This is a genomic window from Rhodococcus phenolicus, assembly GCF_001646785.1.
GTDB classification, from domain to species: domain Bacteria; phylum Actinomycetota; class Actinomycetes; order Mycobacteriales; family Mycobacteriaceae; genus Rhodococcus; species Rhodococcus phenolicus.
The window spans coordinates 1-18,246 of the sequence record NZ_LRRH01000079.1; the positions used below are offsets into that span (position 1 = coordinate 1).

Consider the following 18,246-nt stretch of genomic DNA (forward strand, 5'->3'; position numbering starts at 1 on the left):
CCATCGACTCCCACGACCGCGGCTCGGTCCAGCAGGTCTGCTCCCGCAGCGCCTCCACCACCCGCGACAACTGCGTCGTCGTCGCCACATAGACGATGAGCACCCCACCGGGCACCAGTGTCCGGCGGACGGTGTCCGGGCCGTTTCGAGAGGCGAGCAGGCGAGGGTGGACACGGCGATGGCAGCAGGCGGACTCGGGCGTAGCGGACCGTTCCAGGTCGGTGATCGCGTGCAGTTGACCGATGCCAAGGGCCGGAAGTACACCGTGGTGCTGGAGCCGGGCAAGGAGTTCCACACCCACCGGGGCGGGATCGTGCACGACGATCTGATCGGCACCGACGAGGGTGTGGTGGTGACGTCGACGAACGGCACCCCGTATCTGGCGTTGCGTCCGTTGCTGGTCGATTACGTGATGTCGATGCCGCGCGGGGCGCAGGTGATCTACCCGAAGGACGCCGCGCAGATCGTGCAGGAGGGCGACATCTTCCCGGGTGCCAGGGTGCTCGAGGCCGGTGCCGGCTCCGGGGCGTTGACGTGTTCGCTGCTGCGTGCGGTCGGGTCGACCGGCAAGGTGATCTCGTACGAGGTGCGCGAGGATCATCTCGAGCACGCCGAGCGCAACGTGACCACGTTCTTCGGGGAACGCCCGGCGAACTGGACGACGGAGCTGGCCGACCTGGCGGACTACGACGTGGAGACCCACGGCAGGGTCGATCGGGTGGTGCTGGACATGCTCGCGCCGTGGGATGTGCTGGACACGGTGAAGAGGACACTGGTGCCCGGTGGGGTGCTCATCGTCTATGTGGCGACGACGACGCAGTTGTCGCGGGTGGTGGAGGCGCTGCGGGAGCAGACCTGCTGGACCGAGCCGCGGTCGTGGGAGTCGATGGTGCGGGGCTGGCATGTGGTGGGGTTGGCGGTGCGTCCGGAGCATCGGATGCAGGGGCACACCGCGTTCCTGGTCAGTGCCCGCCGGTTGCAGGACGGGGTGGAGACCCCGAAGCCGCAGCGGCGCCCCAGCAAGGGCTGAGGACGGTGCCGTGGCCCGGCTCGGCCGGGCCACGGTGTGCCGGGCTCAGGTGCAGGGCAGGTGGCCCATCTCGAAGATCGAGCAGACGCTGTCGTCGGCGATGACCCACTGGCCGTCGACCTGTTCGAACGTCAGCGGCATGGGGGCGCCGCCGTGCGGCCCGGCGACCTCGGTGGAAGCGGTGACGGTGTCGTCGTCGACGGCGGTGACCGCGCCGACGGTGCCGGTCAGCGGGTAGCCGGCGAGCACCCCGTTGAACTGTTCGAGCACGGCGGTGCGCTCGGTGCCGTTCTCGACGACGGCGGCCTTGGCGTCGACGGTGGCGGCCGGGTCGAAGAAGATCGTCACCTGCTGCTGCAGGACGTCGGCGGTGACGGGGGCCGCGGCGGCCGCGCTCGTGGTCCCCGGGGCCGATGCGGTGGCCGATTCGGTGGTGGCGCCGTCGCCGGCGGAGTCGTCGGAGGAGCTGCCGCACGCGGTGAGGGCGGCGAGGGCCGCGGCGGTGGCGGCGACGGTGGCGAGCGTGCGGATGGTCACGAAGGACCCCTTTCGTGTGAACCGTCGGAACGGACAAGATAGGCAAGGCTAACATCGTGGGCCGTCCGGTTCCGGTGCCGAGCGTGTGAGTACGCCGACACGTGTTCGGAACACGGCTGTTTCGTGTCCCCCCGCACTTTGGCCCGTCTGCCGGTAGCGTGGAAAGACCGACAGCGGAGGGAGTCGCACATGTCAGAGAACCCGGATTCGGTTGCCGCCCGTGAGATCGACGAATTGCGTACCGAGGTCGCCGCGTTGCGACGTCGGCTCGCCGAACCGTCCGACCAGGTACGCGATCTCGAGGCCCGCCTCGACTCCCTCACCGTCCGCAACGGCAAGCTGATGGAAACGCTCAAGGAGGCCCGCCAACAGCTGATCACCCTCCGGGAGGAGGTGGACCGGCTCGGGCAGCCACCGAGCGGTTACGGGGTGCTGCTGAGCACCTTCGAGGATCAGACCGTCGACGTGTTCACCTCGGGCCGGAAGATGCGGGTGGCGGTGTCGCCGAATCTCGACACCGGCGATTTCGAACCCGGCCAGTCCGTGCGGTTGAACGAGGCCCTCACCGTCGTCGAGACCGGCGGTTTCGAACGGGTCGGGGAGATCACGGCGCTGCGCGAACTGCTCGACGACGGCACCCGCGCCCTGGTGGTCGGGCACGCCGACGAGGAACGTGTGGTGTGGCTGGCCGCGCCCCTGGCCGCCGCGGCCGCGCGCACCCTCGACCCGGTGAACGCGGACATCGCCGACACCGAGGACAGTTTCAAGCTGCGTCCGGGTGATTCGCTGCTCGTCGACAGCAAGGCCGGTTACGCGTTCGAACGCATTCCCAAGGCGGAGGTCGAAGACCTCGTGCTCGAGGAGGTGCCGGACGTCGACTACGGCGACATCGGTGGTCTGGGCCGGCAGATCGAACAGATCCGCGACGCGGTGGAGTTGCCGTTCCTGCACAAGGACCTGTTCCGCGAGTACGCGCTGCGGCCGCCGAAGGGCGTGCTGCTGTACGGCCCGCCCGGGTGCGGCAAGACGCTGATCGCGAAGGCGGTGGCGAATTCGCTGGCGAAGAAGATCGCCGAGGCCCGCGGCCAGGATTCGAAGGAAGCCAAGTCGTACTTCCTGAACATCAAGGGCCCGGAGCTGCTCAACAAGTTCGTCGGCGAGACCGAGCGGCACATCCGGATGATCTTCCAGCGGGCCCGGGAGAAGGCGTCCGAGGGCACCCCGGTGATCGTGTTCTTCGACGAGATGGACTCGATCTTCCGGACCCGCGGGTCGGGGGTGTCCTCCGACGTGGAGACGACGGTCGTGCCGCAGCTGCTGTCGGAGATCGACGGTGTCGAAGGGCTCGAGAACGTCATCGTCATCGGCGCCTCGAACCGTGAGGACATGATCGACCCGGCGATCCTGCGGCCCGGCCGGCTGGACGTGAAGATCAAGATCGAACGGCCGGATGCGGAAGCGGCGCTCGACATCTTCTCGAAGTACCTGACCGACGCGTTGCCGGTGCACGCCGACGATCTCGCCGAGTTCGGCGGCGACCGCGGTGCCTGCGTGCGGGCGATGATCGAGCGGGTCGTCGACCGGATGTACGCCGAGTCGGAGGAGAACCGGTTCCTGGAGGTCACCTACGCCAACGGCGACAAGGAGGTCCTGTTCTTCAAGGACTTCAACTCGGGGGCGATGATCCAGAACATCGTCGACCGCGGCAAGAAGTACGCGATCAAGTCGGTGCTCGACACCGGCGCACCGGGCCTGCGGGTGCAGCATCTGCTCGATTCGATCGTCGACGAGTTCGCCGAGAACGAGGACCTGCCCAACACCACCAACCCGGACGACTGGGCGCGCATCTCCGGGAAGAAGGGGGAGCGGATCGTCTACATCCGCACCCTGGTCACCGGCAAGAACGCCAGCACGAGCCGGGCGATCGACACCGAGTCGAACACCGGTCAGTACCTGTAGTCCGTTGCGGTGAGGTGGGGCCCGGGAGACGATCCCGGGCCCCACCTCATTGCTGCAGCAGGCCGGCGAGCAGCATGCGGGTGTCCGGCGCGAACGGCCAGGCCGGGTCGCGCAGACGGGTGCGCAGCTCGTCGAGTGTCCACCACCAGCCGGCGGCGATCTCGCTGTCCTGATGGGTGACCGGTCCGTCCCAGCAGGCTTCGAACGCCCACAGGTGGCACCGCAGGGGGTGCCCCAGCCAGCTGCCGTCCCACGCGGCCGCCGCGAGGGGGCGCAGCGGGACACCGGTGACGCCGAGTTCTTCGGTCAGTTCGCGCCGGGCCGCGTCGACGGGGGTTTCCCCGGGGTCGATCACCCCGCCGGCGAGGCAGTCGTGGTGCGCGGCGAACACCGCCTTGCCGGCGGCGCGGCGGTGCACGTAGATGCGGGTGCGGTCCGGCGAACGCAGCAGCACCCCGGCGCTGCCGTGCCACAGGCCCTGCGCGTACACCTGTGAGCGGGGCGCCTGCCCGGTACAGCGGCCGGCGGCGTCGTACACGGCGACGAGTTCGTCGGAGCCCCGCTCGTACCAGGGAGTCGCATCCATTGGGATCATGCTGCCACCCGGACCCGCGTCGCGGCCGGGCGGCGTAGCGTCGGGGCGGTGCGCCCGGCACACGCGCGCGCCCGGTCCACCGCCCGGAGGGAGTGCCCCGATGCCCCTGCCCGCCGCCCTGGCCCGGTTCAACCGGGTCGTCACCAATCGCGTGGTGCGGCCGCTGGCGGCGCACCTGCCGTACATGGCGGTCGTCGAGCATCGCGGGCGACGGTCGGGCCGGGTGTACCGGACGCCGGTCAACGTGTTCGCCGACGGCGACCGCTACCGGTTCGCGCTGACCTACGGCCCCGGGGTGGACTGGTTGCGCAACGTGCGTGCCGCCGGCGGCTGCGTCGTGATCACCCGGGGGCGCACGGTGACGTTGACCGCACCGCGGACGGGCCACGATCCGGGCGCGGCGTGGGCGCCGCCGCCGGTGCGGTGGGTGCTCACCACGATCGGTGCGACCGACTATCTGGACTGCACCGCCGCACCCTGATCGGCCCGCTGCCCGCCCGCGGACGCGGTGATCACCTAGGCTCGGTGCCATGCAGCGGATCATCGGTATCGAGGTCGAGTACGGGATCTCCTCACCCAACGAACCCACGGCGAACCCGATCCTGACCTCCACCCAGGCGGTGCTGGCGTACGCGGCGGCCGAGGGGGTGCCGCGCGCCAAGCGGACCCGCTGGGACTACGAGGTCGAGTCGCCGCTGCGCGACGCCCGCGGGTTCGACCTGGGCCGGTTCAACGGCCCGGCCCCGGTCATCGACGCCGACGAGGTCGGCGCCGCCAACATGATCCTCACCAACGGGGCGCGCCTGTACGTCGACCATGCCCATCCCGAGTATTCGGCGCCGGAGGTCGCGGACCCGTTGGACGCGGTGATCTGGGACAAGGCCGGTGAGCGGGTGATGGAGGCGGCGGCGCGGCACGCGTCGAGCGTGCCCGGTGCCCCGCGCCTGCAGCTGTACAAGAACAACGTCGACGGTAAGGGCGCCTCCTACGGCACCCACGAGAACTACCTGATGTCGCGGGACACCCCGTTCTCGGCGGTGGTGGCGGGCCTGACCCCGTTCTTCGCGTCCCGTCAGGTGATCTGTGGCTCCGGGCGGGTCGGGATCGGCCAGTCCGGGGACGAGGCCGGCTTCCAGTTGTCGCAGCGCGCCGACTACATCGAGGTCGAGGTCGGGCTTGAGACGACCCTCAAACGCGGCATCATCAACACCCGCGACGAACCGCACGCCGACGCCGACAAGTACCGGCGGCTGCACGTGATCATCGGTGACGCGAACCTGGCGGAGACGGCGACGTACCTGAAGGTCGGTACCACCGCGCTGGTGTTGGATCTGATCGAGGCCGGCGTCGACCTGTCGGATCTGCAGTTGGCGCGGCCGGTGACCGCGGTGCATCACATCAGCCACGATCCGACGCTGCGCAAGACGGTCGCCCTGGTCGACGGCCGGGAGCTGACCGGTCTGGCGTTGCAGCGGATCTACCACGAGCGGGCCGCGAAGTTCCACGACGGCACCGACGACGCCCGGGTGCTCGACGTGCTCGACCAGTGGGCGAAGGTGCTGGATCTGCTCGAACGCGATCCGATGGAATGCGCGGACCTGCTGGACTGGCCGGCGAAGCTGCGGTTGCTCGAGGGGTTCCGGAACCGGGAGGGGCTGGCGTGGTCGGCTCCCAAACTGCACATGCTGGACCTGCAGTACTCGGACGTGCGCCTGGACAAGGGCCTGTACAACCGGCTGGTGGCCCGAGGGTCGATGAAACGCCTGGTCACCGAGCAGCAGGTCCTCGACGCGGTGCACACCCCGCCCGCGGACACCCGGGCGTTCTTCCGCGGCGAGTGCCTGCGCCGGTTCGGTGCGGACATCGCCGCGGCCAGCTGGGATTCGGTGATCTTCGATCTCGGTGGTGAGTCGCTGGTGCGGATCCCGACGCTCGAGCCGCTGCGCGGCAGCCGCGCCCACGTCGGTGCGTTGCTCGAGTCGGTGGATTCGGCGGCCGAGCTGGTGGACCAGCTCACCCACTGAGCCGGTGCGGGCGTGGCCGCCGACACACGGGCGCGCCGCACGCCAAGTCGCACTCGGTGCCGGGTCGGCTCGGTAGGGTGGAGTTCTGAGCAAGCTGGTGGCCCGTCCCGGTCGTCGACCGGAGCCGGACACCACAGTGATCGAGGAGGTCGCGGCTATGGCGCAGGAGCAGACCACACGCGGTGGTGGCGGCGACGACGACGAGGTCGTCGGCGACGGTGGTGCCGGTCAGGAACGGCGCGAGAAGCTGGCGTCGGAAACCGACGATCTTCTCGACGAGATCGACGATGTGCTCGAGGAGAACGCCGAGGACTTCGTGCGGGCCTATGTGCAGAAGGGCGGCCAGTGACAGCGGATCGATCCTCACTTCCGTATCGCGAGGTGCAGCCCCGGCTGCACCTCGCGTCTCCGATGTCCTCGTTCACCGATCATCTGCGGGTGCACGCCCCCGAGTTGCTGCCCGAGAACCGGTTCGCCGGTCAGCTCGGTGCGCTCGGGGACGTCGCGCCGCACGGGACGACCATCGTGGCGGTGACCTTCGACGGTGGTGTGCTGATCGCCGGTGACCGGCGCGCCACGATGGGCAGTCTCATCGCGAGCCGCGACGTGGACAAGGTGCACATCACCGACGAGTACTCCGCGGCCGGTATCGCCGGGACCGCGGGCCTGGCCGTGGAGATGGTGCGGCTGTTCGCCGTCGAGCTCGAGCACTACGAGAAGATCGAGGGTGTGCCGTTGACGTTCGACGGCAAGGCCAACCGGCTGTCGTCGATGGTGCGCGGCAATCTCGGGGCGGCCATGCAGGGGCTGGCCGTGGTGCCGCTGCTGGTCGGGTTCGATCTCGACGCCACCGATCCGCACCGGGCGGGCCGCATCGTCTCGTACGACGTGGTCGGCGGCCGGTACGAGGAACGCGCCGGCTATCACGCCGTCGGGTCGGGTTCGTTGTTCGCGAAGTCGTCGCTCAAGAAGCTGTACCGGGGGGACGCGGACGAGCAGTACGCGCTGCGCAGCGCGGTGGAGGCGCTGTACGACGCGGCCGACGACGACAGCGGCACCGGTGGTCCCGACACGACCCGCGGCATCTATCCGACGGCCGCGGTGATCACAGGGACCGGCGCGACGCTGGTGCCGGAGACGACCTTGTCCGAACTGGCCCGCGCGATCGTGGCCGACCGCACCGCAGGAGGTGGGCAATGACGCTGCCGTACTATGCGTCCGCCGAGCAGATCATGCGGGACCGCTCGGAGCTGGCCCGCAAGGGCATCGGCCGCGGGCGCAGCGTCATCGCCCTGATCTACGCGGACGGGGTGGTGTTCGTCGCGGAGAACCCGTCGAAGGCGCTGCACAAGATCAGCGAACTGTACGACCGGGTGGGCTTCGCCGCGGTCGGTAAGTACAACGAGTTCGAGAGCCTGCGCCGCTCCGGGATCATGCACGCCGACATGCGCGGCTACGCCTACGACCGGCGGGACGTGACGGGCCGGTCGCTGGCGAACGCGTTCGCCTCGACCCTCGGGTCGATCTTCACCGATCAGCCCAAGCCGTACGAGGTGGAGATCTGCGTCGCCGAGGTGGGACGCGCCGACACCGAGGATGCGCCGCAGCTGTATCGGATCACCTACGACGGTTCGATCGTCGACGAACCGCAGTTCGTGGTGATGGGTGGCACCACCGAACCGATCGCGACCGCGTTGCGTGAGGCATATCGGCCCGGCCTCGAACTGGGGGCCGCGGTGGCGGTGGCGGTGACCGCGTTGCAGCGCGGCACCGGGTCGGATGCGGCGCCGCGCACGCTGGGGATCGGCGAACTCGAGGTCGCGGTGCTCGAGAAGCCGCGGCCGCGCCGGGCGTTCCGGCGGATCACCGGTGCCGCGCTCGAGTCGCTGTTGCCGGCGACCGGGTCCGGCGAGACGGTCGCCGAGGATGCGGCGCCGTCGCCGGCGGAGCCGGAGGCCGACACCGGAACGACCGGTCAGGACGATTCCTGATCGGGTAGCCGGTAGAGCGTCAAGATCGCAGGGGCACTGCGGAATTCGAATTCGGTGCTGTCGGCGACGACCTCGCCGTCGGTGGCCAGGGCCACCGACGGCCCCTCGATCCGCACCGACAGGCCGCTCAGGTTCTGCTGGGCGTAGGTCGGGGACCGGTCCAGGCTTCCGGTGGCCACGGCGGTGAGCAGCCGCAGCCGTGACCATCGGCGGTCCGCGCGCAGGTAGCGCACATCGAGGGTGCCGCCGGTGAGTGCGGGCCGTGACATCGGGACCCGGTCGGTCGGCGTGTATCGGCCGTTGCCGACGAACAACAGCCACACCGCCATCGGGGTGCCGTCGAGCCGCAACCGCAGCGGCGTCGCGGTCGCCAGGACCCGCGCCATCGCCGCGGCCGCGGCCGGCCATTTGCCGATGCGTGGTTCCCAGCGTTCCCGCAGCCGCACCGAATCCGGGTAGCCGCCCAGGCTGGCGGTGTTGACGAAGGTGTGCTCGGTGCCGGCGGTATCGTCCTGTCCGGCGGCGCTGTCCGGACCGGTGACGGTGACCTGCCCGAGGTCGATGCGGACGGCGTGACCCTCGGTGACGGCGCGGATCGTGTCACCGGGGTCGGCGGCGCCGGCGTCGCGCGCGAAGTGGTTGAGGGTGCCGCCGGGAAACACCGCCAGCGGCAGATTTGCGGCGACCGCGGCCGAGGCGACCGCGACGACGGTGCCGTCCCCGCCGTCGACGCCGATCGCGACCGGCGCGTGCTCGCCGATCAGCCGGTCCAGTTCGGCCGCGAGGTCGTCACCGGCGGGCAGGGTGACGATGCGGGCGTCCGGCAGCGCGGCGCGCAACTCGGCGTGGTCGCTGTCGCCGTCGCCCGAGCCCGGGTTGACGACGACCAGCAGTCCGCGTCCGGTGGGCAGTGCCGGTGCCTCCACCGAGGGTCCGGCGACCGCGGGTTCGTCGTCGCGCACCGCCCACCAGCGGCGGGTTCCGAGCGCGATCGCGGCGCCGACGGCCGCGCCGACGAGCACGTCGCTGGGCCAGTGCACGCCGGTGTGCACCCGCGAGTACGCCACGGCGGCGGCCAGCGGTGCCACGACCGCGGCCGAGGCGGGGGACTCGAGGGCCACACCGGTGGTGAACGCGGCGGCGGACGCGGCGTGCCCGGACGGGAACGACGACGACGTGGGCATGGGCACGGTGCGGCGCCGGAAGTGCGGTTCGACGCGGGCCGGGGGGCGGCGACGCGGCAGCAGCGGTTTGAGCACACCGTTGGCGACGGCGCTGGCGCCGGCGACCGACAGCAGGCCGCGGACCACGGCCCGGCGGGGGGTGCCGCCGATCGCGATCCCCACCGCCGCGCACCCCATCCACAGCACGCTGTGGTCGGCGACGCGGCTGAGAACCCGCAGTGCCGGATCGGCGTGGGAGGGGCGCAGCGCACCGCTGCGTTCGAACAGGACTCGGTCTGCGCGGCTCCACCGGGCGGCATCGAACATCACAGGTTGACCGTAGATGCCGTTGCAGCCGATGGTCGCATCTTCGGAGCGGTACTGTCGAGGTGTGCAGCGACGAATCATGGGTATCGAGACGGAATTCGGCGTCACGTGTACCTTTCACGGGCATCGCCGACTGAGCCCGGACGAGGTGGCGCGTTACCTGTTCCGCCGGGTCGTGTCGTGGGGCCGCAGCTCCAATGTGTTCCTGCGCAACGGGGCGCGGTTGTACCTCGACGTGGGATCGCACCCGGAGTACGCGACCGCCGAGTGCGACGACCTGTTGCAGCTCGTCGAGCACGACCACGCCGGGGAGCGGGTCCTCGAGGATCTGCTCGTCGACGCCGAACAGCGTCTCGCCGAGGAAGGCATCGGCGGCGACATCTACCTGTTCAAGAACAACACCGACTCGGCCGGTAATTCGTACGGCTGCCACGAGAACTATCTGGTGGCGCGGGTGGGCGAGTTCTCCCGGATCTCCGATGTGCTGCTGCCGTTCCTGGTGACCCGCCAGCTGATCTGCGGCGCCGGGAAGGTGCTGCAGACCCCGAAGGCCGCGACGTTCTGCCTGTCGCAGCGCGCCGAGCACATCTGGGAGGGGGTCTCGTCGGCGACCACCCGGTCCCGGCCGATCATCAACACCCGCGACGAACCGCACGCCGACGCCGAGAAGTACCGGCGGCTGCACGTGATCGTCGGCGATTCGAACATGTCCGAAACCACCACGATGCTGAAGGTGGGGTCGGCGTCGCTGGTGCTCGAGATGATCGAGGCGGGTGTCGCGTTCCGCGATTTCGCGTTGGACAATCCGATCCGCGCGATCCGGGAGGTCAGTCACGACCTGACCGGACGGCGTCCGGTGCGCCTGGCCGGGGGGCGGCAGGCCAGTGCCCTCGACATCCAGCGCGAGTACCACGCCCGCGCGGTCGACTACCTGCGCAGCCGCGAACCGGATCCGCACGTGGCGCAGGTGGTGGATCTGTGGGGCCGGGTGCTCGACGCGGTCGAGTCGCAGGACTTCGCGAAGGTCGACACCGAGGTCGACTGGGTGATCAAACGCAAGCTGTTCCAGCGCTATCAGGACCGCTACGGCATGGAACTGTCGGACCCGAAGATCGCGCAGCTGGACCTGGCATACCACGACATCAAACGCGGTCGCGGCGTGTTCGATCTGCTGCAGCGCAAGGGCCTGGCGGCCCGCGCCACCGACGACGAGGCCGTCGACAGGGCCGTGAACACGCCGCCGCAGACCACCCGCGCGAAGCTGCGCGGGGACTTCATCGCCGCGGCGCAGGCCGCCGGCCGCGACTTCACCGTCGACTGGGTGCATCTCAAGCTCAACGATCAGGCGCAGCGCACCGTGCTGTGCAAGGACCCGTTCCGGTCCGTCGACGAGCGGGTGGAGCGGCTGATCGCCTCCATGTAGATCACCGCACTGCAGCGCGTGTCGCACGACCACGCCTGCGGACGGTCGCGGACGTGGCACTAGGCTTGCCGGCGTGGCGATCTCGAAAGTCGAACGGCTGGTCAACCTGGTCATCGCGTTGCTGTCCACCCGCCAGTTCCTGACGGCGGAGAAGATCCGGGCGTCGGTGGCCGGATACGCGGACTCCGCGAGCGACGAGGCGTTCAGCCGCATGTTCGAGCGCGACAAGAACGAGCTCCGCGACCTCGGTGTCCCGTTGGAGACGGGCATGCCGTCCCGGTACTCGACGGTCGAGGGTTATCGCATCAACCGGGACGCCTACGAACTGCCCGACATCGAGCTGACCAGCTCGGAGACCGCCGCGGTCGCGGTGGCGGCGGCACTGTGGTCGTCCCCGGAGCTGACCTCGGCGGCGCAGAGCGCGTTGCTGAAGCTGCGGGCGGCGGGGGTGCAGGTCGACGCGGACCCGACCGGCACGGTGACCTCGCTGCCGGCGCGGGCCCGCGGGTCCGAACCGGCGCTGCACGCGCTGCTCGCGGCGATCGACGCGCGCCGCGCCGTGCAGTTCGAACACCGCGGGTCACCGACCGACCCGTGGACCCGGCGCACCGTCGAACCGTGGGGCATCGTCACCGTGCACGGCCGCTGGTATCTGGTCGGGTACGACCGCGACCGCGACGCGACCCGCACCTTCCGGCTCTCCCGCATCGGGGACGAGGTCACCGCGCTCGGTCCGGCCGGGGCCGTCACCATCCCGGAGGGGGTGGATCTGCGGGCGCGGGTCCTGGCCGCGACCAGCACCGGTGATGTGACCGGCGCGGCCCGGGTGTGGGTGCCGGACGGCCGGGCCGCCGAGCTGCGCCGGCTCGGCACCGAGACCGGACGGCGCCGGATCGGGGACCGCGACGGCACGGTGCTCGAGGTGCCGGTGCGCTCGTGGAGCTGGATCGCCCGGGTGATCGCCGGGCAGGGCGCCGACGCCCTGGTGCTGGCACCGGCCGAGTTGCGTGAACAGGTGCGGCGCATCCTGACCCGGGTGGTCGCCGGGACGACCGTGGAGGGCGAACGTTGAGCACACGACTGTCGGGGCGGCTGACGCGGCTGCTCAACCTGGTGCCCTATTTCACGGCGAACCCGGGGATCAGCGCGGCCGAGGCGGCCCGCGATCTGGGGGTGACCCCGAAGCAGATCATGGACGACCTCAACCAGCTGTGGGTGTGCGGGCTCCCCGGCTACGGTCCCGGAGACCTCATCGACCTGTCGCTGTCGGAGGACAGCATCGTGGTGACGTTCACCGCGGGTATCGACCGGCCGCTGCGGCTGACCTCGACGGAGGCGACGGCGCTGCTGGTGGCGTTGCGGTCGCTGCTCGAGATGCCCGGGGTGGTCGATCCGTCCGCGGCGCAGGGCGCGATCGCGAAGATCGAGGCGGCCGCGGGCAGCGCCGCCGCCGACCACGAGGCCCCGGCGACCGTGTCCGACGACCCGGTCGCCGCGACCGTGCGGGCCGCGGTGCATCACGGCCGCGTGCTGCACCTGACCTACTATTCCGCGTCGCGGGACACCGTCTCGGAGCGGGACGTCGACCCCATCCGGGTGGTTCTCATCGACGAGCACACCTATCTGCAGGCGTGGTGCCGCACCGCGGAAGGGGTGCGGTTGTTCCGGTTCGACCGGATCGACGCCGCCACGGAACTGCCCGAACCGGCCCGCCCCCCGGCCGCGGTCGACGACGAGGACAGTTTCGAACTGTTCGCCGGGGATCCGACGCTGCCGGCGGCCCGGTTGCGGATCGATCCCGGTTACAGCTGGCTGATCGACTACTACCCGCTCACCGACGTGCAGCTGGCGCCGGACGGGTCGTGCACCGCGGTACTGCGATTCGCGTCGCCGGAGTGGATGACGCGCCTGGTGGTCGGTCTCGGCGGAGGGGTGACGGTGCTGGGCCCGGCGGACCTGGTGGCGGCGGTGCGGGCCCGCGCCGCGGCCGCGCTCGACGCATACGACGCGTATGACGCTCTCGCGTCGGACGAACCGGGACCGGGTGAGGTGACAACTTCGTGAACCTCCTGGGAACTCCCCGTCAATCCGCTGTCGTCCCGGATTCGGCATGGTGCGGTCCGGTAGCATCGGCAGCACACCATCAGTGGAGGTAGATAATGGGTGCAATGAGCCCGTGGCACTGGGCCATCGTCGCGATCGTCGTCGTGATCCTGTTCGGCTCGAAGAAGCTTCCCGACGCCGCCCGCGGGTTGGGCCGGTCGCTGCGCATCTTCAAGAGCGAGGTCAAGGAGATGCAGAACGACGACGCTCGGCCGGCAACGCCGCAGACGGCTCCGAACCCGCTGCCCGCCGGTCAGACCGTCGACAAGACCGTCTCCGAGGCGCAGCACACCGAACCACGGTCGGCCTGACCATCGACCATCCCACCGGGGCATCCACGACGGGTGCCCCGGTCCTCCGCTGACCCCGGGGGCCTCGACAGGAGCAGAGAACCGCCCGTGCGCATCCCGTTCGATCCGCGCCGCAGCCGGCGCAAGACCAACCCCGACGGCACCATGTCGCTGGTCGAGCATCTGTACGAACTGCGCACCCGGCTGCTGATCGCGCTCGCCGCGGTGGTCCTGACCACCGTCCTCGGGTTCGTCTGGTACAGCCGCAACATCTTCGGGCTGCCCAGCCTCGGTTCGATCCTGCTCGACCCGTACTGTTCGCTGCCGGCGTCCTCCCGCGCCGACATCAGCGCCGACGGGGGTTGCCATCTGCTCGCGACCGGCCCGTTCGAGCAGTTCATGCTGCGCCTGAAGGTCGCCGCGACCGCCGGTGTCGTGATGGCCTGCCCGGTGTGGCTGTACCAGCTGTGGGCGTTCATCACCCCCGGCCTGTACTCGAAGGAACGTCGCTATGCCGTCGGGTTCGTCGTCTCCGGCGCGGTGCTGTTCGTCACCGGCGCGGTCCTGGCGTACCTGGTCGTCACCCACGCCCTGTCGTTCCTGCTCACCGTCGGCAACGACGTCCAGGTCACCGCGCTGTCCGGGTCCGAGTACTTCGGTTTCATGATCAACCTGCTGATCATCTTCGGGGTGTCCTTCGAGATCCCGCTGGTGATCGTCGCGCTCAACGCCGTCGGCATCCTGTCGTACGCGAAACTCAGGTCGTGGCGGCGCGGCCTGATCATGGCGATGTTCGTGTTCGCGGCCATCGCCACCCCCGGTCAGGATCCGTTCTCGATGATCGCACTCGCCGCGGCCTTGACGCTGCTGCTCGAGATCGCCATCCAGATCACCCGGTTCAACGACAAGCGCCGGGCGCGCCGCGCCCGTGAGGACGGCTGGGGCGACCTCGACGACGACGAGAGTTCCCCGATCGCCGCCCCCGCACCGGTCGAGCGCCCCGCCTCGACGCAGCCCGACTACTCCGACACCCTGTGACCGACCAGTCGTCCCCGGCCGCGGTCCCCGCTCGGCTCGCCGCCTTCGCCGCGCTGCTGCCGTTCCCCCTCGATCCGTTCCAGGTGCAGGCGTGCCGGGCCCTCGACGGCGGCCATTCGGTGCTGGTGTGCGCGCCGACCGGCGCCGGCAAGACCGTCGTCGGTGAGTTCGCGGTCCACCTGGCGTTGCACGCCGGCGGCAAGTGCTTCTACACGACCCCGATCAAGGCGCTGAGCAACCAGAAGTACGCGGACCTGTGCGCCCGCCACGGCAAGGACGCGGTCGGGCTGCTCACCGGCGACCAGTCGATCAACGCGGACGCGCCGGTGGTGGTGATGACCACCGAGGTGCTGCGCAACATGATCTACGCGTCGTCGACCAGCCTGATCGGGCTGACCCACGTGGTGATGGACGAGGTGCACTTCCTCGCCGACCGGTTCCGCGGCGCGGTGTGGGAAGAGGTCATCCTGCACCTGCCCGAGGACGTCCGGCTGGTCAGCCTGTCCGCGACCGTGTCCAACGCCGAGGAATTCGGGGACTGGATCACCACCGTGCGCGGCGACACCACCGTCGTCGTCGACGAGGTGCGGCCGATTCCGCTGCACCAGCACATGATGGTCGGTTCCCGCATCCACGACCTGTTCGACACCCGCGCCCACCCCGAGGGCGGGCGACGCGGCATGGTGGTCGATCCCGAGCTGCTCTCGCAGGTCCGGCGCCGGCTCGCGCTCGATCGCGCCGACGCGTGGGACCGCGGCCGCGGCAACGGCGGGTTCCGGCCGCTGCCGCGCCCCGAGGTCATCACCCGCCTGGACCGCGACGGACTGCTCCCGGCGATCACCTTCGTGTTCAGCCGCGCCGGGTGCGACGCCGCGGTCGCGCAGTGCCTGCGCGGCGGGATCCGGCTGACCTCCGACGAGGAGGCCGCACAGATCCGGGCGGTCGTCGACGAACACACCCGCGACCTGCCGCGCGCCGACCTCGAGGTCCTCGGGTTCACCCAGTGGCGCACCGCCCTCGAACGGGGCATCGCCGCGCATCACGCGGGCATGCTGCCGGCGTTCCGGCACACCGTCGAAGAGCTGTTCGTGCGCGGGCTGGTGCGCGCGGTGTTCGCCACCGAAACCCTCGCGCTCGGCATCAACATGCCGGCCCGCACCGTCGTCCTCGAACGTCTGGTCAAGTACAACGGGGAGACCCACGCCGAACTGACACCGGGCGAATACACGCAGCTCACCGGTCGGGCCGGCCGTCGCGGCATCGACGTCGAGGGGCACGCGGTGGTGTTGTGGCAGCCCGGGGTGGAGCCGGCCGCGGTGGCCGGTCTCGCCTCCACCCGCACGTTTCCGCTGCGCAGTTCGTTCCGCCCGTCCTACAACATGGCCGTCAACCTCATCGACGCGGTCGGTGCGGACCGGTCGCGGGCGTTGCTGGAGATGTCGTTCGCGCAGTTCCAGGCCGACAAGTCGGTGGTGGGCCTGACCCGCGGCATCGAACGCAACGAGGCGGCGCTGGTGGAGCTGCGGGACCGGCTCGGCGGCGACGACAGCGACATCCTGGACTACCTGCGGTTGCGGGCGGAGCTGACCGACCTGGAGCGGGCCCGGGAACGGCAGGGCAGGCAGGACCGTCGCCGCGCGGCCGTCGAATCGCTGCTGGCGTTGCGCCGCGGCGACATCGTCGCGGTACCCGGTGGGCGCCGTGCGGGACTGGCGGTGGTGATCGAACCCGATTCCACCGTCGACGAGCCGCGACCGCTGGTGGTGACCGCCGACGCGTGGTCCGGCCGGTTGTCGGCGGCGGATTTCCCGGCACCGGCGCAGGTGGTCGGCCGGTTGCGGTTGCCGCGGCACACCGACCACCGCACCGGCCGGGGCCGGCGTGACATCGCTTCGTCGTTGCGCTCGACGGGCATTCCGGTGCCGCGCCGCCCGAAGCGCACCAAGACGGGCGGCGACACCCGGGAGATCGACGCCCTGCGGCGGCGGCTGCGGCAGCATCCGGCCCGCAAGGACCCGGAACTCGAGAAGCTCGCCCGGGTCGGGGACCGCTACAACCGGCTGGCCCGGGAGGTCGCGCAGCAACGGCAGAAGGTCGCGGCGACGACGAACTCACTGGCTCGCACGTTCGAGCGGATCGTCGCCCTGCTCACCGAACGCGGATACCTGAGCGCGGGGCCCGATCCGTCGACGACCGAGGCTGGCGAGCGGCTGGCCCGCATCTACGGCGAAACCGATCTGCTGGTCGCCGAATGCCTGCGGCAGCGGGTGTGGGCGGGGTTGTCCCCGGCCGAGCTGGCCGCGGTGGTGTCGGCGGTGGTGTACGAGTCGCGGGTCGAGGGTGCGGTCGCGTTGCGCGGCCCCACCGAACCGGTGCGCCGCGCGCTCGCCGAAACGGTGCGGTTGTGCGACCGGTTGCGGGCCGACGAGGTGCGGCACAAGCTGCCGCCGACGCGGGAACCGGATCTCGGGTTCGTGGCGGCGGTGCACACGTGGGTGACCACGCAGTCGCTGGCCGAGGCGCTGCTCGCGGCGGGGGGCGGCGGCCGGGACCTGTCGGCCGGTGATTTCGTGCGGTGGTGCCGCCAGGTGATCGACCTGCTCGACCAGATCCGCACGTGCGCGCAGGATCCGGAGATCGTGAAGACCGCCGGGCGTGCCGTTGCGGCGATCCGGCGCGGGGTCGTCGGCGTCGATGCGGTGTGATCGCCCGGCCCGCAACGGGGTTGCCGCCGGGCTCGGCGGACACGACCGGGGTCCGGTGTGGTTTGATTCGCGCTGCGGCACGGCTTCCACACGGGGGTGGGGCGCTACTACGGTTGATCAACAGAGTGAAGTGAGTGGGAGGCGACGATGAGCGGGCCGAACGAACCGCAGGACCAGTCCGGCAACGCAGCGGGTCAGGAACCGACCCAGCAGTGGGCACCGCCGGGTAGCGCTGCGCAGGGCGCGACTCCGACGCAGGCGTTCGACGCGTCGGCCGCGGGACAGGCGCAGCAGTGGGGGCAGCAGCCCGGGCAGGGTACCGGCGCCGGTCCGCAGGGCGGCCAGGCTCAGCAGCAGTGGGGGCAGGCCGGCCAGCAGTGGGGGCAGCAGCCCCAGGGTGGTCAACAGCAGTGGGGGCAGCCGGGGACCGGCGCTGCAGGTCAGCAGCAGTGGGGGCAGCAGCCCGGGCAGGCTCAGCAGCCGTGGGGACAGCAACCGCAGGCGGGTCAGGCTCAGCCGGGTCAGGCTCAGCCGGGTCAGCAGTGGGGTCAGGGGGCCGCCGGTCAGCAGCAGTGGGGTCAGGCCGGGCAGCAGCAGCCCGGGCAGTGGGGACAGTCGCAGCCCGGGCAGGCGCAGCAGCAGTGGGGCCAGCAACCGCAGGGCGGGCAGCCGTGGGGTCAGGCCCAGCCGGGTCAGCAGTGGGGCCAGCCCGCCGCCGGTCCGCAGCAGCCGAAATCGAAGAAGCCGCTGTTCATCGGTCTCGGCGCTCTGGCCGTCGTGGTGATCCTCGGCATCATCGGGGTCGTCGTCGCGACGTCCCTCGGTTCGAAGACGCTGGATTCCGCGGCTGCCGAGGCCGGGGTCGCGAAGGTACTGACCCAGTCCTACGGGGCCACCCAGGTCGACGACGTGGCGTGCCCGGACGGCCAGAAGGTCGAGTCCGGCACCAGCTTCGACTGCACCGTCACGGTCGACGGGCAGCACCGGTCGGTCACCCTGACCTTCACCGACGACAAGGGAACCTACGAGGTCAGTCGTCCGAATTGACGGAGGCGGGCGGT

The 18,246-nt window shown here is 70.7% G+C and carries 17 protein-coding genes and 1 pseudogene; 14 read left to right on the forward strand and 4 right to left on the reverse strand.

Going from position 1 to position 18,246, the window contains the following annotated elements:
• A pseudogene (locus A8G15_RS30760) lies at nt 1-130 on the reverse strand (SAM-dependent methyltransferase); the annotation flags it as partial.
• A 48-nt stretch (nt 131-178) separates the two neighbouring features.
• Between A8G15_RS30760 and A8G15_RS20445 the strand changes: the two are divergent.
• The gene (locus A8G15_RS20445; protein WP_068163870.1) at nt 179-1,030 is read left to right on the forward strand and encodes a tRNA (adenine-N1)-methyltransferase; all 852 of its coding nucleotides are present in this window, start codon (nt 179-181) and stop codon (nt 1,028-1,030) included.
• Between the two features lie 45 nt (nt 1,031-1,075).
• On the opposite strand, the gene A8G15_RS20450 is transcribed toward A8G15_RS20445, so the two are convergent.
• Nucleotides 1,076-1,567, reverse strand: coding sequence for an MTB12 C-terminal domain-containing protein (locus tag A8G15_RS20450; RefSeq protein ID WP_068163782.1), 492 nt, complete (start codon nt 1,565-1,567; stop codon nt 1,076-1,078).
• A 189-nt stretch (nt 1,568-1,756) separates the two neighbouring features.
• On the opposite strand from A8G15_RS20450, the gene arc reads away from it, so the two are divergent.
• On the forward strand, nt 1,757-3,526 hold the full coding sequence (arc, locus tag A8G15_RS20455; RefSeq protein WP_068163785.1) for a proteasome ATPase: 1,770 nt from the start codon (nt 1,757-1,759) through the stop codon (nt 3,524-3,526).
• 46 nt (nt 3,527-3,572) lie between these two features.
• Here the strand turns inward: arc and A8G15_RS20460 are convergent, their stop codons facing one another.
• Nucleotides 3,573-4,112, reverse strand: a complete 540-nt coding sequence (locus tag A8G15_RS20460) for an NUDIX domain-containing protein (RefSeq protein ID WP_068163787.1) — start codon at nt 4,110-4,112, stop codon at nt 3,573-3,575.
• A gap of 109 nt (nt 4,113-4,221) precedes the next feature.
• On the opposite strand from A8G15_RS20460, the gene A8G15_RS20465 reads away from it, so the two are divergent.
• The 5 genes from A8G15_RS20465 (at nt 4,222) to prcA (ending at nt 8,136) form a co-directional block, all read left to right on the forward strand.
• Entirely contained in the window at nt 4,222-4,602 is a 381-nt protein-coding gene (locus A8G15_RS20465) for a nitroreductase family deazaflavin-dependent oxidoreductase (RefSeq protein ID WP_068163789.1), read from the forward strand.
• A 49-nt stretch (nt 4,603-4,651) separates the two neighbouring features.
• Complete coding sequence (gene dop / locus A8G15_RS20470; RefSeq protein ID WP_068163792.1) at nt 4,652-6,145, forward strand: depupylase/deamidase Dop; 1,494 nt, start codon at nt 4,652-4,654, stop codon at nt 6,143-6,145.
• A 157-nt stretch (nt 6,146-6,302) separates the two neighbouring features.
• Nucleotides 6,303-6,494, forward strand: a complete 192-nt coding sequence (locus tag A8G15_RS20475; RefSeq protein ID WP_059384481.1) for a ubiquitin-like protein Pup — start codon at nt 6,303-6,305, stop codon at nt 6,492-6,494.
• Nucleotides 6,491-7,345, forward strand: coding sequence for a proteasome subunit beta (gene prcB / locus A8G15_RS20480; protein WP_068163795.1), 855 nt, complete (start codon nt 6,491-6,493; stop codon nt 7,343-7,345). The genes A8G15_RS20475 and prcB overlap by 4 nt, the downstream gene beginning before the upstream one ends.
• Nucleotides 7,342-8,136: a proteasome subunit alpha gene (gene prcA, locus A8G15_RS20485; RefSeq protein ID WP_068163798.1), complete on the forward strand. Its 795-nt coding sequence runs from the start codon at nt 7,342-7,344 to the stop codon at nt 8,134-8,136. The genes prcB and prcA overlap by 4 nt, the downstream gene beginning before the upstream one ends.
• On the opposite strand, the gene A8G15_RS20490 is transcribed toward prcA, so the two are convergent.
• A complete protein-coding gene (locus A8G15_RS20490; protein WP_068163874.1) occupies nt 8,121-9,626 on the reverse strand; it encodes a bifunctional phosphatase PAP2/diacylglycerol kinase family protein in 1,506 nt (501 codons plus the stop codon). The genes prcA and A8G15_RS20490 overlap by 16 nt on opposite strands.
• Before the next feature lie 64 nt (nt 9,627-9,690).
• On the opposite strand from A8G15_RS20490, the gene pafA reads away from it, so the two are divergent.
• The 7 genes from pafA to A8G15_RS20525 all read left to right on the forward strand — a co-directional run bounded on the left by pafA (nt 9,691) and on the right by A8G15_RS20525 (nt 18,232).
• Nucleotides 9,691-11,049: a Pup--protein ligase gene (gene pafA / locus A8G15_RS20495; RefSeq protein ID WP_211270209.1), complete on the forward strand. Its 1,359-nt coding sequence runs from the start codon at nt 9,691-9,693 to the stop codon at nt 11,047-11,049.
• A 73-nt stretch (nt 11,050-11,122) separates the two neighbouring features.
• Nucleotides 11,123-12,121, forward strand: a complete 999-nt coding sequence (locus tag A8G15_RS20500; protein WP_068163802.1) for a helix-turn-helix transcriptional regulator — start codon at nt 11,123-11,125, stop codon at nt 12,119-12,121.
• Nucleotides 12,118-13,113, forward strand: a complete 996-nt coding sequence (locus A8G15_RS20505; RefSeq protein ID WP_068163805.1) for a helix-turn-helix transcriptional regulator — start codon at nt 12,118-12,120, stop codon at nt 13,111-13,113. The genes A8G15_RS20500 and A8G15_RS20505 overlap by 4 nt, the downstream gene beginning before the upstream one ends.
• Before the next feature lie 95 nt (nt 13,114-13,208).
• Nucleotides 13,209-13,463 (forward strand): Sec-independent protein translocase subunit TatA, encoded by a 255-nt coding sequence (tatA, locus tag A8G15_RS20510; RefSeq protein WP_068163807.1) that lies wholly within the window; start codon nt 13,209-13,211, stop codon nt 13,461-13,463.
• An 87-nt stretch (nt 13,464-13,550) separates the two neighbouring features.
• Nucleotides 13,551-14,480: a twin-arginine translocase subunit TatC gene (gene tatC / locus A8G15_RS20515; protein WP_068163811.1), complete on the forward strand. Its 930-nt coding sequence runs from the start codon at nt 13,551-13,553 to the stop codon at nt 14,478-14,480.
• Nucleotides 14,477-17,185 (forward strand): DEAD/DEAH box helicase, encoded by a 2,709-nt coding sequence (locus A8G15_RS20520; protein WP_068163815.1) that lies wholly within the window; start codon nt 14,477-14,479, stop codon nt 17,183-17,185. The genes tatC and A8G15_RS20520 overlap by 4 nt, the downstream gene beginning before the upstream one ends.
• 147 nt (nt 17,186-17,332) lie before the next feature.
• Nucleotides 17,333-18,232, forward strand: coding sequence for a DUF4333 domain-containing protein (locus A8G15_RS20525; RefSeq protein WP_068163818.1), 900 nt, complete (start codon nt 17,333-17,335; stop codon nt 18,230-18,232).
• The last annotated feature ends 14 nt before the right edge of the window (nt 18,233-18,246 follow it).